Below are 15,835 nucleotides of genomic sequence, written 5' to 3'. Positions count from 1 at the left end.
CCACTCCACCAGAAATATAACTGCAAAATTCTAGGTAAGCGATAATACTGGCTTTTTATCGTTCAATTATTTTCATCACACACGCTTAATTACGCTCTGTTATCTCCCGCATCAGTCGACCCAGACGCAAACACCTCATGGAGCAGGCGGCAATTACCGCCCGGTCAACTACACTCTTTCAATAACGATTGATTAATCAGGGGAATAGTATGAAAACCCAGCAACTGCGACTGGTTGATGGCCAATGGGATCCATTGGTAGACCCCTCGCTTCGGCAGCACGATTCCCTGCTGGCTCTGGTCATGGGCGATATGGCCGGGAATCTCACCGCTATCCGGGAACTGGCAGGCCTGCTGCCCAAAGCCCATATCGCCGGGGTGTCGACCTCAGGTGAAATATTGAATCAGTGTCTTGAGGATCAGGGGCTGTCAGTGACTCTGCTGGCTTTTGACCACAGCCGGATCCGCACCACATCCAGAAGTATTACCGATCCCAAGGCATCCTATCTTCTGGGTAAAGGCATAGCGCAGGAACTGGATGAAGAAGACTTACAGCTTATTCTGGTGTTGAGCGATGGACTGAAAGTCTATGGCAGCGATCTGGCCCACGGTCTTGCCGATAATTCCCGTCCTGGAGTTGCCATTACCGGTGGACTTGCCGGCGACAATTCGGCTTTTATTCAAACCTGGACATTGTTGGATGACAGCTTATCCGATCAACAGGTGGTGGCCGTCGGCCTGTATGGCGACCATTTGCACATCACTCAGGGAAGCCGTGGCGGCTGGACGCCATTTGGACCAGAAAGGCAGGTTACTGATTCCCAAGGGCATGAACTGTTTGAACTGGATCATCAGGCGGCACTGACCGTTTACAAGGAATACCTGGGTGACAAAGTCGACGGTTTGCCTTTCAGCGGACTGCGTTATCCGCTGGAAATTTCCCAGCCAGGCAGCACCACCAGGCTGGTGCGAACCATGCTGGCAGTGGATGAGCAGCGTCAAAGCATTACCTTCGCAGGCGGCATTCCCAAAGGTTCGGTGGCACGGTTAATGCGCGCCAGCGTTGAATCCATCATCCAGGGCGCTAACGATGCCATTCATGTGTGTCTGGAACAATTACCTGTACCCCAATTTACTCTGATGGTCAGCTGTGTTGGCCGTAAGCAGGTACTCAAGCAGATGGCCGATGAAGAACTTGAAGTGGTGCGCGAAGCCCTGCCGGAAACCACCATGGTATGTGGTTTCTATTCTTACGGCGAAATTTCACCTGCAGACACAGGAATGAAAGCAGAGCTGCACAACCAAACCATGACAATCACCTGTCTGTCGGAGACCTGATGCATCGTCTGCTTACCCGCCAACTGAAAAAGGTATTCGGCCAGGAATGGCCGGATGACCCGAGGTTCAGGCAGTTCGTTGAGCTTATCGATCAGGCTTACCTGGATTTTTGCGATGAGCAGCAAATACTTGAGCGCTCAATCGATGTCAGCTCCCGCGAGCTGAATGCCATCAATACCAACCTCAGCACTCTGCTCAATGCCATGCCGGATATCTGTCTGTGGGTCGATAAAGACAATCGGATCTGGGATGTCCGTGGCGCGACCGGCATTGAAGATCTCATCTGTCCCGGCGAGACAGGTCAGTCATTTACGGCGGTGGTGCATCCGGACATCAGTACCAGCCTGCTTGAGCATCTCGAAGGCGTACGCAACGGCGTAAAACCCGACACTCTGGATATAGTGCTGCCCATGGGCACAGATGCTATCTATCTGGAGGCCAGGTTCGCCTCTTTGTCTCAGGGGCAAATGCTGATTGTGATCCAGGATGCTACCGTGAGAACTCTGGTTGACAATCTTAGAAATCAGGCATTTGAGGATTCCCGAGTCAGGCAGCAACAATTGCAGGATCTGATTAACACTGCGCCGATTGGCATAGTGATCACCACTCCGGACAATCAAATCCTGATGGTCAACCAATATGCGCTGGATAAGTTCAACGTTTCAGCCGATGAGGTGGTCGATACCAGTTTTACCGACATGATCCCCATCGACAGAAAAGAAAAATACCTGCAATTTCTGGCCAACTATCACCACGGCCTGTTGAGTCAGGAGCGGGATCTGCGCATGGATGTGGTAATGATGCCGGAGCGGGCCGAGCACTTCGTTGCCGAAATTCGTCTCAGCACGCTGAGCCTCGAAGGTGAGACCATCATCACCCAAACCTTTCTGGATATCTCGGAGCGAAAAAACTTCGAAACCAAACTCAGGCAACTGGCGCAGACAGATCCCCTGACCGGCGCCAACAACCGGCGTTATTTTCAGGAACTGGCCGAGGTTGAATTGGTCAATTGTGGCAAACAGCAGCGGCCTTTCAGTCTGATGTTGATGGATCTGGATAAATTTAAACAGGTGAATGACAACTATGGTCATGCCATGGGGGATGAGGTGTTGAAGGCCTTTGCCAAACTGGTGCAGGGCCTTATCCGCGAAGGAGATATTTTTGGCCGGTTTGGCGGTGAAGAGTTCATTCTGGCACTGCCTGCCACCGATACCACCGAAGCGATGCGTATCGCGGAGCGTATTCGGGTAAGTCTGGCAGAATCAAAAATTACCCATGGCACCAGATCCATACAGGTTACCACCAGTATGGGACTGGTTTGTAACACTCTCCCAGCAATGACGCTGGAAGAGATGACCAAAGCGGCCGACGATCTGTTGTATCAGGCAAAATCCGCCGGACGCAACCGGATCATGGTCTGAGCCCCGACACCGCACTGCCCCCTCTGGTTATCCTTGGCTGACACCTGCATCGACCAGCGCCTGGCGATAATTGGCCACCAGAGCATCTCTGGGTGACAGATCGCTGGAGGGGCGACGATTGCGCCCAAGCAGCGAGGATTCGACAAACAGTTCAAACCAGGCATTGAGCGCACTGGCATTGGCCCGCTCACCCATCGCAGCCAGCACCATCACAGCCACCTCCGCTGTTCCGAACTGAAACTCCCGCTGGCCCTTGCGCAGCGCGTATCTGGCCAGCTCTCCGGCTTCGAATGACAACAGCGGGAAACGGTGCAAATAGGGACTTTTACGAAACATCTTCACCGCTTCACGCCAGCGGCCATCCAACATGATAAACAGTGGGCGTTTTCCCGGTGCAATGGCGTCTGCGGGTACAGCACCGACGACCTGCTGCCCTTCATAGGCATATTCACCGGGAAACACCACATAAGGCTGATATTGAGGATCATCAAGCAGCGCCAGCAGCCCGGGAGCCACATCCGTTCTGGACCACAGGAAGGCATGGGTATCCGGGATCAGATCCGCGATCAGACGGCCTGAGTTGGTGGGTTTGAGCACTTCATCATCATACATGACAAGCACAAAGCTGGCGTTGGTATTCAGCGTCCTGCAATGAGTGCAGGTGCAATACGACTGCCCGAGCAGACAGCGGCCACAACGACGCAGGCTTTTCCCCCTGGCGGTAAAGGGCTTGGTTGACATGGATTTTCGTAAAGCATAAAGACGGTGAACCGCATGTTCAGGGGGACAATGCTGCAACATAGTGACGCTAAACCTTTTGACTAAATCATTGCCACCCAGACGGCAGCAACGCCGGGGCGCAAGTTTACTGCGTTACGCACTCAGGCTCAATCTGCATCAGTGGTTACAGCCCATTCTCTTGCCAGCAGGACTGCTCACCCCGCCCAAAGCAGGCGATATTTTCACCAACTGATTACAGGCTTAGTTTTTCTAATGTGACCGATGAAAATAAATCCTCCGCCCCTTGTGAGCTGAGCTATTGAAACTTAAACAGGAAAGACTAGAATCCGCGTCCTCGTTACTGCCCCTTTTTCCCATACATTGGAGAGATCATGCCTGCGACATTGAGGCCTTCTTCTACGTCTGTTTCCCCGCAGGGTACACCGCTGACCAGCGTGTTGATACAGCTGGTATTTATGGTGGCCTGTGGACAAATGGCACAGACTATTTTTGTTCCTGCTCTGCCCATGATCGGCCAGGCTCTGCACGCCGATGGCGGTGATCTGCAGGCGATTATGGCGGCGTATCTGCTCGCCTATGGTTTGCTGCAATTTGTTTATGGTCCGGTGTCAGACCGGATTGGCCGGCGTATTCCTTTGCTTGTCGGTATTGCACTGTCAATTGTCGGTGCCCTGCTGGCTGCCCATGTAAACAGTGTCGATGCCCTGATTGCCGCCAGCGCCCTGCAGGGTGCCGGTACCGCTGCTGCAGGTGCCCTGAGCCGCTCGATCCCGCGGGATCATTATACCGGCCCAAGATTGATGCAATTCAACAGCTATGTCTCAATGGCCGTGGTATTTCTGCCGCTCATTGCGCCCTTTATCGGCTCATTGACTGCCGAAACCTTCGGCTGGCGCGCGGTCTATTACACGCAGGCGGGCTTCAGTCTGGGTGTACTCCTGATGCTGACGCTGACACTGAAAGAGTCGCTGCCAGTTGAACGCCGGGAGAAACGCTCGGTCTTTCAGGCTTATGCTCTGGTGCTGAGACACCGCGCTTTTCGTGGTTATACCCTGGGTCTTATTGCGACTTTCGCCGGAATTGCCGCATTTGAAGCCATTGCCGGGGTGCTGTATGGCCAGTATCTGCAACTGTCCCCTTTCTGGGTGAGTGTATGGTTTGTGGCACCTATTCCGGGCTATTTGGTCGGTGCATGGATTGCCGGTAAAAGCAGCCGCATCAAACGCCTGCTCAATCGTGGGATTGCCCTGCTTGGCGCAGGAGCAACCATCATGTTGATCCCGGGTCTGTTTGGCGAAGTGGTAGGCTGGACCTTATTGCTTGGTTCAGTATTGTTTTTCTGTGGCGCAGGGATGATGTTCCCTACCCTGACCTCGGCAGCTCTGGAGCCGTTTCCGGGTCAGGCCGGTATTGCAGGCGCTCTGCTTGGCGGTTTGCAAAACTTCGGTGCAGGCCTGGCGGCGTTGACAATGGCGATGCTGCCGATTTACGGCCAGCTTTCCATCGGCTTGCTGTGCATGGTTATGGTTTTCCTGGTCGTGCTGGCACTCAATTACGCCAGAATGTCTGAAGACCATACCGGCCACGATATGCACGCCCAGATCTGATTGGCGCAACAGTCGCCATCCATCAGACTATAGGTTGATGAAAAATCCCTGCCAGCACTGCCGGCGGGGATTTTTTATGGCCCCAGCCCACGCAACACATCAATTGCCCAATGTAAGACAAGCCCTGCGTGACATGAGGATGTGAAAAGCGCTTGTTGTCCTTATGCAGCAGGAAATCAAATACCTGATGTTGTGCTTGCCTGCGTGTACCGGCAAGACGCTGTACACAGCTAAGGTAGTGCCTGTGACATCAGGGGTTGAGATAATATCCTCAACTTCCCGGCACTGAAAAAGGTGCTGATAAACAAAAGGACCGGGCGTTTACACGCCCGGTCCTTCTATCAAAACGGTGAACACAATGCTGAATTCGGAGGCTAAAGCGCCTTGAAATCAGAGTATCCGGCGCAGCAGAATATCAGCTTTAATCCGGTTTATGCGTGACAGCAACTTTTTCACCGGTGCAGGATAGCTCTGGATGGTTTCTATTTGGCTGTAGTGATACAAGCGGGTCGTGTGCTCCATAATAAAGGCCTGCTCGCTGGCGAATTGCTCAGCCCAGTGGCCTTCTTCATCGGTGATCAACAAACCATTTTCCAAATCCAGCGCCCAGGCTCTTGGATTCAGGTTTGAACCGGTCAGCAAATGACGCTTGCCGTCGGCGCTGATCCCTTTGAGATGGTAACTGTTATCCTCGTGCTTCCAGACATGGATATTCAGCAACCCCTTGTCAATCGCCCACTGCTGACGACGGGCGAACTTGCGCAATGACTGTTCGTACAGATACGGCACAGCCCCAATCGGCGAAAAATCCTTTTCCGGTGGAATAAAGAAATCGTTGGCGGTTTTATCGCCGACCACTATGTCAATTCGCTTACCGGCGCGTAAATGACGACTCAGCGAGCGCACCAGAGATAAAGGCGGATTAAAATAAGGGGTGCAGATAAACAGTGACTCTCTTGATTCATCCACCAGCGCCAGTACAGCACGGTTGAGCTGATTACGCTTGCCGCCCAACCCCACAAAGGGCGTTACCCGCAAACCAGTTTTGGTTTTGGGAAACTCGTATCTGGCATTGGCAAGACGCTTTTTAAAGCTTCTGACCTGCAGCTTGTCGGGCAATATTTCTGTTTCGGGGTTTTGACACAGGGAGCTGACCGCTTCATCTTCCACCAGCACTTTTTGCACCATCGTACGCATGGAACGCGCCAGCTCAGGTGATTCAATCAGGTGGTAGCGGTCAAAACGATATCTGTCCTGTTGCTGCAGATAGATGTTATTCAGGCTGGCGCCGCTGTAAATCACTGCGTCATCAATAATAAATCCTTTCAGATGCAGTACGCCCATCACTTCACGGGATTTAACCGGCACCCCGAGAATGTCGATAGGACATTCAGCGTCTGACATCGCCTGGCGATACAGCAAGTAGTTGCCGCTGTCCCCCTTATGGCCGATAAGGCCTCTGCGGGCGCGGTGAAAGTCCACCAACACCTTGATATCCAGTGCCGGATTATTGGCCTTGGCGGCGAGCAAAGCGTCGAGGATTTCCCGTCCGGCATCGTCATCTTCCAGATACAGTGCAGTGATCGTAATGGAATGCCTGGCATTGGCGATGCGCTCAAGCAATTGCGCCTTAAAATTTCGTGGGGTAAGCAACCAGCTAATGGCATCCGGCTGCAATGCAATTCCACCCAGCTTGTTCAGCAAGGTATCCTCCTTAGGCAACCTGCCATCGACGCGGCAGATTGGTAACTCTGTCAATTCTCACTGTAATTGACCACAGTGACTCCCGTCTTCATCGCCGAATTCCGGTAACATTTGTGACGGGCAAATGCATGTTAAGAGGGTAGAAATTACCGACTTAGCTGCGCTGGAGCAAGTTATTTCTTGCCTGCTGCACCTGTGAGTTCAACAAGTTGGGCAAATTTCAAACAAGCGTGAGCAAGTCGTGTACAAACCCACATGAAGGTGGTAGTAAGTCACACCACAGGTCAGAGTTACAGGGTATACTGACCAATTTGCCGGAGCCTGCAATGACATTGCGAATCCTTATTACCGTGCTGCTGGCGCTGGGTGCTGCCGCTGCACTGTTTCATTTCAAATCCCACCTGGGATTGCTGGTACTGCCGCTGTTTATGGCACTGGTGGTATTCGTTACGCTGAGGCTTTATCGGTTGCTGAGTCAGGATGATGCGTCCGATCAATAGTTCCCCACGACGTCGATGGGCAGTGCTGTGCCTTTGCGTCGCCAGCATCAGCGCCACAGCCCAGGATGTAGGCTTAACACAGCTGGTCACCACCCTCGCCCCGACAGACACCAGTGTGGCCTTTGTTCTGAGCGAACTTGGTCAGCAGGAACCTTTGGTCAGTTACCACGGACAGCTGAAGCTACTGCCTGCCAGTCTGCAAAAATTGTTGACCGCCAGCGCGGCGATTAAGGTGCTTGGCGGTGATTTTCGTTTCACGACCAGCCTGCTGACCGACGGCAGGATTGAAGATCAGCTACTCAGCGGTAATCTGTATCTGGTGTTCAAGGGTGATCCCGCACTAACCTCTATTCAACTCAGAACACTGCTCGCCAAACTTAAGGAATTGGGGATCCGCCGGATCCAGGGCGATCTGATGCTGGTGGGCAATACCCGGCGGGCAACCAAAGCGCCGGGCTGGGTGTGGGATGATCTCGGTATTTGCTACGCTGCGCCGGTATCCAGTTTTATTGTGGATGGCAACTGCGTAAAGGCAGTAATGCGTCCGACCGGTAAGCCCCTCCCGAAGGATACCATGGGCATAATCCCGGCTACCGTCACGCTGAGAAGCAAAGCTCCGTTTACCGTCGACAGTGACGCCGGCTATGGGAATGGTGCATTTTGTCAGCTTGCCCTTGTCAATAAAGGCCCCAATCACATTGATTTCACCGGTTGCTTCCCGGAGAAACGGCCACTGAATCTCGCCTTTGCCATCAATGATCCTGCGGCATTTACCGGTGACTGGAGCCGGGAGATTCTTGATGGGCTCAACATACGGCTCACCGGTCAGGTGCGTTTGGCATCACTGGCTCCAGTTGACGCTCATTGTCTGGGCGAAATCTCCTCGGTACCTGTCTATGATTTGACTGCAAAGTTACTGCTGGAGTCAGATAACCTCATCAGTGACACTTTGCTACTGGCGATGGCCGAAAAGCACTGGGGAAAAGATGCAGGATTCAACCAGGGCGTTACGGTGCTTTCTCAGGCCCTCGAAGAGATGGGTATTGAATTGAGTAATCACAGGCTCGAAGATGGCTCAGGCCTGTCCCGTTATAATCTGTTGTCAGCCGGGGTATTGAATCAACTGCTGGTGCAAATACATGCCGATCCTCAATTGCGTCCCCTTATTAACGCCTTGCCCAAAGCCGGAGAATCCGGGACGCTGGCTCATAAAGCCCCCTATACTCAAGGCACGCTGAAACACCGAATCATCGCCAAGACCGGCTCCATGGGCGGTGTCGATAATCTGGCAGGCTATTTCAGCGTTGCGGGTAAGGACTATTCATTCGTGGTGCTGGAAAACGGCCTCACCATTGAAGATAACGCGCCGCAAAAAGCCTGGCATGGAAAGATACTTGCTGCAGTGATCCAGCAACTTGAATCACGAGCACTGAGGGACAATACGCGATAAAAGAACGACTTATTGCAGCACGGTTAAGAAGATCAGAGGCCCAGCACTCATTGCCGATGCAGTGATCTAGTACAACCAATGCCGCACGATCAATATAGTTCTATCAGGTCGGCTTTTATCCGGTCCACCGTTAAAGACACTTTTGATGACGATTGTTGCCAGGCTTGTATTGCCCTGCTTAGTGCATAAGTTTGGCCGCAACCATATCAGCCAATAAAAAAGCGTGCACCCGGCACGCTTTTAATGAATGTGTTGAGGGATTAGAACAGCTCAGCAGGCATCACCATAGTCACTTGCTCACCGGCATTTACCTGCGCCAACAGAGAATCCACCCGACAAAGCAGTTTCTGCAGATAGAAATCACACAGGTAGTTCTTCTGCGCTGCAAACTCTGTATCTTCTTGCTGTGCGGCATCACGCATTGCCAGCCAGTAATAGCCATAGAGGCTATAACCGAAAGCATCCAGATAATCCACCGCGCAGGCATTGAGCAGTGCCGGACGTACCAGTTTATCGGCATTGATCTGCTCGCCGGCAGCCAACAGCTGCTCAAACCGCGCCATCACATCCGCAACCCCCTGCTGATTGCTGAAACTGGTCATAATGGCTTGCAGTTCAGCAATAAACTCCTTGAGTGTCGCCAGATTATCACCCGCGACTTTGCGTGACAGGAAGTCGATAGCCTGAATACCGTTGGTTCCTTCATAAATCTGGGCAATACGGGTATCACGCACCAACTGCTCGATACCGGTTTCACGGATATAACCGTGCCCACCGAATACCTGCTGAGCCATCACAGCAACATCCAGCCCGCGATCGGTTAAAAACGCCTTGGCCACCGGTGTCAACAGACCAACGTAACGTGCGGCTTTAGCCTGAATGGCATCGTCCTGCGCATACTTGGCCAAATCCAGTTGCATGCCGGTATGAACCGCGAGTGCCCGTCCTGCTTCGGTCAGCGTCTTACAGATCATCAGCATTCGACGCACGTCACCGTGCACTATTATGGGGTCGCTGTCTGCTTCTGTCTTACTGCGATTAACACCCTGCCCCTGCAATCTTTCTTTGGCATAAGTCACCGCCAGTTGAGATGCCGCCTGTGCTGAGCCCAATCCCTGTATCCCGATAGCAAGGCGCTCATAATTCATCATGGTGAACATACACACCAATCCACGATTTGGCTTGCCAATCAAAAAGCCTTTCGATTGGTCGAAATTCATCACACAGGTCGCAGATGCCTTGATCCCCATCTTGTGCTCTATTGAGCCAGCTGACACACCGTTGTGCTGACCCAGTGTGCCATCGTCATTTACCTGATACTTAGGCACCAAAAACAAAGAGATACCGTTGGATTCAGGTAATTTGGCCAGCACCAGATGGACAATGTTTTCGGTCAAATCATGATCACCGCCGGTAATAAAAATTTTGCTGCCGGAAATGGCATAACTGCCATCCTCATTGGGAATAGCGCGGGTGCGGATATTGCGCAGATCCGAGCCGGCCTGGGGCTCAGTCATATCCATGGCTCCGGCCCATTGCCCTGAATACAGGGCTGGCAGATACAGCGCTTTTAATTCATCCGACGCATGGGCGTTAATGCACAGCGCAGCACCGGCTGTCAGCGAGTTGTACAGCGTAAAGGCGTTACAGGCACCATAACCAACCTCATCGACCAGGACGCCCAACATTTTGGGCATCCCCATGCCGCCGTATTCGGGATCGCCACACAAGCCAACCCAACCACCTTCAGCATACTGGCGATATACATCAACGTAACCCTGAGGCGTACTCACTTTGCCGTCAGCAAACTGAACCCCTTCTTCATCACCGGAGCGATTCAACGGATGCACCAAATCCTGATTGATCCTGGCTGCCTCTTCAAGAATCGCCAATGCAGTATCGACATCCAGGTGCTCTGCCATTGCGGGGATCCCGGCCCATACATCACCGGCATTAAATACCTTTTCCAGAACGAACTGCATATCCTTCAGCGGTGCTTCATAAGGGTACATGACTAATTCTCAAACAATGAATTTAAACGAATGTTTCAATTTAACCCTAAACGCTCAATAAAGGAAAGTCTCTCGGCATAATCAATAGCCTACATTCAATGCAGATACCTCTCGCACACCTTGCAAGACTGCTCTTTGGGGTAAGGGTTGCCATTATATTGTAATCGATATAGGTTACTTTTATACATGTAACCTAATGTAGTTACTCTCAAGGCCGGATTAACAATAAATATATGGTAAGCAGAAGGAGCACTCTATGGTGGCGTTAGCGGTATTGACCGGGGATTTGGTGAACTCAAGTCTATTGACTCCGGCACGCTTTCAGCAGGTGATGGCCGAATTAACAATTCACCTGCAGGCATCGTGTGTCGATCCCAGGGACAGCTGGGAGGTGTTCAGGGGAGACAGTTTTCAACTCACGCTCAATCAGCCAGCCCGTATGCCCCTCGTCGCCCTGCAACTTAAATGGGCATTGATTGCCCTGTCTGACAAAAACCATAAGGTCGATGCCCGTATGGCCATTTCCTTTGCCCGGGTGCAACTGAATGAACTTGACTCAACAATTTTCAATACAGAAGCTCACAACCTGTCAGGAAAAGGACTTGATAGCCTTAAAAATGAGCGCATCAAATGGTTTTGTGGTGACGAATATTTTCACATCAAAACTGATTTATTGACCCGTTTTGCAGACAATCGTTTACAGATATTAACACCAACTCAAGCCCAGGCGTTGCTTTTGTATTCGTCACTGGCAGAGCCTACCCACCAGGCGCTGGCCAGCGCAATGGGAAGCTCCCGGGTTAATGTCACCCGCCTATTAAACGCAGCCGACTACAACTTACTGCTGGATTATGGCAACTTGGTTGCCGGATGGATTGAAGAGTATTTTCACGTCAGGAGCGATGAAACTCCGGACAACAACGTCCGGTAACAATACCGGAATTCAGGCTGAAACCACAGAGACAAAAGGAGTGGCATGGGTGATGGCAGTTCAACAGGAAATGCTGCTGGCCGCGCTGGTGATGGGCCATGTTGTCGGGGATTTTTATATCCAGGGTGAAACCTGGGTCAGTCAACGCCGACGCTTGGTCCATCGTACTTTGCTTTTGGGGATTCATGCCGCTTTGCATGGAATCCTTTTTGCTATCATCAGTCTGTTGTTTGCCATTCCCTGGGACATCGTGCTGCTTGGAGGGGTGACTGTTGTCATCAGCCATTACTGTTTCGATTTGGCACAGTCTTACTTTGCGAGGCTCCAGCGATGGTTCATTTTAGATCAACTGCTTCATTTGCTGGTTATCCTGCTGCTTTGGCAGGCAATGACCAACCCGGAGCTTGATGCCCTGAAACCGGCGCAGTACCTTTGCGCCGATCAGCTCGTCGTTATACTGGCCTACCTGCTGGTACTGACACCTGTCTCTGTAATCACCTCCCGGGCGTTGACTCAATGGCAACCGGATATGAGGAGCGGTGACAACAGTCTGGCCAGAGCCGGCAAAGCAATTGGAATGCTGGAGCGCTTTCTAATTCTCACCTTTGTACTGCTGGATCAGTTTGCGGGAATTGGATTTCTGATGGCCGCCAAATCCATCTTCAGATTTGGCGATCTGCGGGAAAGCCGTGATCATAAAATGACTGAATATGTGATGATGGGAACGCTGCTTAGCTTCACGCTGGCTCTCTTGATAGGACTGGCAACCAAATGGTTGCTGACATAAAAAAGGCTGCAACCAGCAGCCTTTAGATCGATTCCGCAAGAGTGTTACCACATCAGATCATCTGGGATCACATAGTCTGCGTATGGGTCATCTTCCTCTACCGCAACTGCGTTTTCCTGTGCACACCACAGATAACCGCACCACTGAGGAACCAGTAAATTAACCCGCTCAGCCAGTTTATGAGGTACCAGATAACTGGTGTCTTCCAGACGAACAATCCCCAATTGCCCATTGAGCAACTGCTTTTGCAGTTTTTCGTTCAGATAGACTGGATAGATTTTGCTGTCCAGGGTGTAGTTGAACTTCACTTCCCCATCTTTGGGTAATGTGATGGCCAGCTTTTTCACTTCAGTGATCAAGGATCTTACCTGACCCCGCTCCTGCGCCTGAGCAAAACGCTGTTCATTCAGCGCCTTATCTTTCTCGGCCTGAGCCAACTTCTTGGCGGCCAGCTCCTGTTTAAACGCCGCACTACCATCATCGACGTTAGACTTACGATCACGACGTTTTTGCGTTTTCACATCGCGCATTTTTTGTTTGCTGGCAAGACCAGCCTTGAGCAGTTGCTCTTGCAACGCATTTGCCATAACTCGTTCCTGCTTTTAACTCTATCTGTGCTCGCCAGAGTCCTGACGGGCAGCCATTTGGCCCAGCTCAGCCATCGCCATGCTGGCACCACCAAGTGACCAGCCACCGTCTACCGGCAGCACCGCACCCGTAATATAATCCGCAGCCTCAGAGGCCAAAAATAACGCCGCAGAGGCGATATCCGTGACACTGCCATTGCGCTGCATGGGTACACTGGCAGCGACTCTGCGCTGCAACGCTTCTCCGGGCGCCAATCGCTCAAAACCTTCTGTCCCAGCAATAGGACCGGGAACCAGCGAGTTGATACGAATGCCTTCGTTCCCCCACTCCATCGCCAAAGTACGGGTCAACATATCAACACCGGCTTTCGCCGCACATACATGAACCTGACCGGGCATCGCAATAGCCGCCTGTGGCGCGGAGATCTGAATAATATTGCTACCGGGACGACGCATCAAGGGATAAGCCTGCTTGAGCACCTGGAAACTGCCCAGCAGATCAATATCCATCACTGACTTAAAACCATTTTCCGACAAACTTGCCGCGGCAGCAGGAAAATTGCCGGCCGCGCCACTGATCAGTACATCAAGCCAGCCAAACGCCTCTGCAACAACGGAAAAACCGTTTGCCACAGCATCTTTATCCCGGACATCAAAACTCACTCCCAGATGTTCACGAGGGGAAATCGCCCTTAGCTGAGCGAGCGCTGCAGCGACCTTATCCTGACTGCGACTGGCAACAGCGACTCTGGCACCAGCCGCGGCAAATGCCAGCGCGATCCCGAGATTAATTCCGCTGGTACCGCCGACAACAAACACCTGGGTGTCTTGAAAATCAAATCTGCACTTCCCTGTCATGATTTGTATCCTGATACAAAAGTGGCTTATACCAGTGAACGATGGATAGCCTGTAGTGCCGCCAACGGATCTGCCGCCTTGGTGATTGGACGACCTATCACCAGATAATCACTACCGGCTGCCAGCGCCATTTTAGGCGTCATAACACGGTGTTGGTCACCAACATCACTGCCTTCTGGACGGATCCCCGGAGTCACCAGTTTAAACTCAGCCCCAAAAGCGGCTTTCAGCATTTGCGCCTCCTGAGCGGAGCATACGACGCCATCCAGCCCCGCCTGTGCAGTCAGGGCGGCCAGACGCCTAACGTGTTCCTGGGCTGGCACATCAATACCGATAAGTTTCAGATCATCATCACTCATCGAGGTTAGCACTGTGACGGCGATCAGCAAGGGGGCGTTTTCACCATAAGGCATCAGCGCTTTGCGAGCTGCTTCCATCATTGCCAGACCACCGGAGGCGTGCACATTGGTCATCCACACCCCCAATTCAGCCGCTGCCGTCACCGCTTTGGCCACTGTGTTAGGAATATCGTGAAATTTTAAATCCAGGAACAGATCAAACCCGCGGCTATGAATATCCTTAACTAACTGAGGCCCAAACAGGGTAAACATCTCTTTACCCACTTTAAGACGACACATGCCGGGATCCAGCTTGTCCACCAGATTCAGGGCAGCGTGTTTGTTATCAAAATCAAGCGCGACAACAATAGGCTTGTCAGTCATTTTATCTCCAATAGTTGTTATTCGCCGTCCAGACCGCGGATCCGTTTTATGCTGCCCCAGTGTTTACAGGAGGGGCAATGCCAATACAATGCATGTGACGGAAATCCACACTCTTTGCAGCGATATCCGGGTCGATATTTTATTTGTTGTTCAACCAATTGTTCCAACATGGTCAAACTTTGTTTTGCCTGGCCATCTTCGGCCTGTTTTACCTGCATCTGCATCAACCGCTGAAATCCTTTCATGGTTGGATGGCGATACAGGGCATCCAGAATAAGATTCTCAGCCTGCTTTAAATCGCCCTGGCTTTCCATCTGCTCGGCCAGCGCATTGATCACCGAGGCACCAGCACCTTCCGCAATCGCCTGCACCAATAAATCCTGGTATCCGGTCAAATTTCCGGTCTGATAAAACGCTTCACGGGCGACGGGTAAAGCATCAGGCAACAATTGAATATCAGCATGCAGCAGGTTATCAAGCTGCTTCTGGCAGAGCTTATAATCTTGTTTATTGAGATAGAACTGCGCCAGCGTCAACATTGCCCGGCCACACTTGTCATCCAGTTTCAACGCTGCCTGCAACCACTTGACTTTATCCTGTTCATCCTGCGTTAAATCCGCTAACTGGCAACAGAAATGAGCGCTGACAGGACTCAATGCCTGCTGACGCTTACGGCTCAGGCGGCGGGTAATATCGAGAGCTTTTTGCCACTCTTTAGTGACCTGATAAATATCAATCAGCAGCGTTTCAGCTTCTTCGCTGTGATCGGTCTGACTGACCAGATTAAGAAAGATCTCTTCGGCCCGGTCGTAAAAACCGGCAGCCATGTAGTCTTTGCCCAACTCCATCATTGCCAGATCCCGCTGCTCATCAGGCAGGCTCGGACGAGCAATCAAGTTCTGATGAATTCGAATGGCACGGTCGACTTCACCTCGTTTGCGAAAGAGTGAGCCCAGGGATAAATGGGTGTCCATCGTCTCATCATCGACATCCAACAAATTAATAAACAGATCCACCGCTTTATCGGATTCATTGGACAGCAGAAAATTCAGGCCGGTGAAATAGTCCCGACTGAGTTTTTTACGTTGATTGGATTGGGATTGCCTGATGCTACGACGCCCCATATACCAACCATAACCGGCGGCAATGGGTAACAACAGGAAGAGCAGTTCAAGCAT

At 51.8% G+C, this 15,835-nt stretch carries 14 protein-coding genes; 7 read left to right on the top strand and 7 right to left on the bottom strand.

Going from position 1 to position 15,835, the window contains the following annotated elements; genetic code table 11:
* The first annotated feature begins 209 nt into the window (after positions 1-209).
* Both ACRRUX_RS19330 and ACRRUX_RS19325 read left to right on the top strand, forming a co-directional pair.
* The gene (locus ACRRUX_RS19330; RefSeq protein ID WP_432533647.1) at positions 210-1,337 is read left to right on the top strand and encodes an FIST signal transduction protein; all 1,128 of its coding nucleotides are present in this window, start codon (positions 210-212) and stop codon (positions 1,335-1,337) included.
* Positions 1,337-2,758: a diguanylate cyclase gene (locus ACRRUX_RS19325; RefSeq protein ID WP_432533644.1), complete on the top strand. Its 1,422-nt coding sequence runs from the start codon at positions 1,337-1,339 to the stop codon at positions 2,756-2,758. The genes ACRRUX_RS19330 and ACRRUX_RS19325 overlap by 1 nt, the downstream gene beginning before the upstream one ends.
* Before the next feature lie 27 nt (positions 2,759-2,785).
* On the opposite strand, the gene ACRRUX_RS19320 is transcribed toward ACRRUX_RS19325, so the two are convergent.
* Positions 2,786-3,559 carry a tRNA-uridine aminocarboxypropyltransferase gene (locus ACRRUX_RS19320; RefSeq protein ID WP_432533641.1) on the bottom strand — a complete coding sequence of 258 codons (774 nt, stop codon included), beginning with the start codon at positions 3,557-3,559 and terminating at the stop codon, positions 2,786-2,788.
* A gap of 311 nt (positions 3,560-3,870) precedes the next feature.
* Between ACRRUX_RS19320 and emrD the strand changes: the two genes are divergently transcribed.
* On the top strand, positions 3,871-5,106 hold the full coding sequence (emrD, locus tag ACRRUX_RS19315) for a multidrug efflux MFS transporter EmrD (protein ID WP_432533638.1): 1,236 nt from the start codon (positions 3,871-3,873) through the stop codon (positions 5,104-5,106).
* A 390-nt stretch (positions 5,107-5,496) separates the two neighbouring features.
* Here the strand turns inward: emrD and pssA are convergent, their stop codons facing one another.
* The gene (gene pssA / locus ACRRUX_RS19310; protein WP_432533635.1) at positions 5,497-6,810 is read right to left on the bottom strand and encodes a CDP-diacylglycerol--serine O-phosphatidyltransferase; all 1,314 of its coding nucleotides are present in this window, start codon (positions 6,808-6,810) and stop codon (positions 5,497-5,499) included.
* A gap of 326 nt (positions 6,811-7,136) precedes the next feature.
* Here pssA and ACRRUX_RS19305 point away from each other — a divergent pair, with 326 nt between their 5' ends.
* On the top strand, positions 7,137-7,310 hold the full coding sequence (locus ACRRUX_RS19305; protein WP_432533632.1) for a hypothetical protein: 174 nt from the start codon (positions 7,137-7,139) through the stop codon (positions 7,308-7,310).
* Entirely contained in the window at positions 7,291-8,760 is a 1,470-nt protein-coding gene (gene dacB / locus ACRRUX_RS19300; RefSeq protein ID WP_432533629.1) for a D-alanyl-D-alanine carboxypeptidase/D-alanyl-D-alanine endopeptidase, read from the top strand. Before ACRRUX_RS19305 ends, dacB begins: the two co-directional genes overlap by 20 nt.
* Positions 8,761-9,020: 260 nt before the next feature.
* On the opposite strand, the gene ACRRUX_RS19295 is transcribed toward dacB, so the two are convergent.
* Positions 9,021-10,772 carry an acyl-CoA dehydrogenase family protein gene (locus ACRRUX_RS19295; RefSeq protein ID WP_432533626.1) on the bottom strand — a complete coding sequence of 584 codons (1,752 nt, stop codon included), beginning with the start codon at positions 10,770-10,772 and terminating at the stop codon, positions 9,021-9,023.
* Between the two features lie 256 nt (positions 10,773-11,028).
* Between ACRRUX_RS19295 and ACRRUX_RS19290 the strand changes: the two genes are divergently transcribed.
* On the top strand, positions 11,029-11,703 hold the full coding sequence (locus ACRRUX_RS19290; protein WP_432533623.1) for a hypothetical protein: 675 nt from the start codon (positions 11,029-11,031) through the stop codon (positions 11,701-11,703).
* Between the two features lie 52 nt (positions 11,704-11,755).
* Positions 11,756-12,490 (top strand): DUF3307 domain-containing protein, encoded by a 735-nt coding sequence (locus ACRRUX_RS19285; RefSeq protein ID WP_432533665.1) that lies wholly within the window; start codon positions 11,756-11,758, stop codon positions 12,488-12,490.
* 44 nt (positions 12,491-12,534) lie between these two features.
* Here ACRRUX_RS19285 and ACRRUX_RS19280 read toward each other — a convergent pair whose 3' ends face one another.
* The 4 genes from ACRRUX_RS19280 to lapB are packed head-to-tail and all read right to left on the bottom strand — an operon-like array spanning position 12,535 to position 15,835.
* Positions 12,535-13,077 carry a DUF2058 domain-containing protein gene (locus tag ACRRUX_RS19280; protein WP_432533620.1) on the bottom strand — a complete coding sequence of 181 codons (543 nt, stop codon included), beginning with the start codon at positions 13,075-13,077 and terminating at the stop codon, positions 12,535-12,537.
* 21 nt (positions 13,078-13,098) lie between these two features.
* Entirely contained in the window at positions 13,099-13,935 is an 837-nt protein-coding gene (locus tag ACRRUX_RS19275) for an SDR family oxidoreductase (RefSeq protein WP_432533617.1), read from the bottom strand.
* A 26-nt stretch (positions 13,936-13,961) separates the two neighbouring features.
* Positions 13,962-14,657, bottom strand: coding sequence for an orotidine-5'-phosphate decarboxylase (gene pyrF, locus ACRRUX_RS19270; RefSeq protein ID WP_432533614.1), 696 nt, complete (start codon positions 14,655-14,657; stop codon positions 13,962-13,964).
* Positions 14,658-14,674: 17 nt separating this feature from the next.
* Positions 14,675-15,835: a lipopolysaccharide assembly protein LapB gene (gene lapB, locus ACRRUX_RS19265; protein ID WP_432533611.1), complete on the bottom strand. Its 1,161-nt coding sequence runs from the start codon at positions 15,833-15,835 to the stop codon at positions 14,675-14,677.

Origin of the sequence: Shewanella sp. GXUN23E (genome assembly GCF_050865035.1) — a bacterium.
Taxonomy (GTDB): Bacteria; Pseudomonadota; Gammaproteobacteria; order Enterobacterales; family Shewanellaceae; genus Shewanella.
Note: the sequence above shows the minus strand (reverse complement) of the source record. Positions and strands in the feature narration are given on the sequence as shown.

Coding starts and splice junctions, on each gene's coding strand:
- ACRRUX_RS19330 (WP_432533647.1), top strand. CDS start 210: ATGAAAACCCAGCAACTGCGACTGGTTGATGGCCAATGGGATCCATTG.
- ACRRUX_RS19325 (WP_432533644.1), top strand. CDS start 1,337: ATGCATCGTCTGCTTACCCGCCAACTGAAAAAGGTATTCGGCCAGGAA.
- ACRRUX_RS19320 (WP_432533641.1), bottom strand. CDS start 3,559: ATGTTGCAGCATTGTCCCCCTGAACATGCGGTTCACCGTCTTTATGCT.
- emrD (WP_432533638.1), top strand. CDS start 3,871: ATGCCTGCGACATTGAGGCCTTCTTCTACGTCTGTTTCCCCGCAGGGT.
- ACRRUX_RS19305 (WP_432533632.1), top strand. CDS start 7,137: ATGACATTGCGAATCCTTATTACCGTGCTGCTGGCGCTGGGTGCTGCC.
- dacB (WP_432533629.1), top strand. CDS start 7,291: ATGATGCGTCCGATCAATAGTTCCCCACGACGTCGATGGGCAGTGCTG.
- ACRRUX_RS19295 (WP_432533626.1), bottom strand. CDS start 10,772: ATGTACCCTTATGAAGCACCGCTGAAGGATATGCAGTTCGTTCTGGAA.
- ACRRUX_RS19290 (WP_432533623.1), top strand. CDS start 11,029: ATGGTGGCGTTAGCGGTATTGACCGGGGATTTGGTGAACTCAAGTCTA.
- ACRRUX_RS19285 (WP_432533665.1), top strand. CDS start 11,756: ATGGCAGTTCAACAGGAAATGCTGCTGGCCGCGCTGGTGATGGGCCAT.
- ACRRUX_RS19280 (WP_432533620.1), bottom strand. CDS start 13,077: ATGGCAAATGCGTTGCAAGAGCAACTGCTCAAGGCTGGTCTTGCCAGC.
- ACRRUX_RS19275 (WP_432533617.1), bottom strand. CDS start 13,935: ATGACAGGGAAGTGCAGATTTGATTTTCAAGACACCCAGGTGTTTGTT.
- pyrF (WP_432533614.1), bottom strand. CDS start 14,657: ATGACTGACAAGCCTATTGTTGTCGCGCTTGATTTTGATAACAAACAC.
- lapB (WP_432533611.1), bottom strand. CDS start 15,835: ATGCTTGAACTGCTCTTCCTGTTGTTACCCATTGCCGCCGGTTATGGT.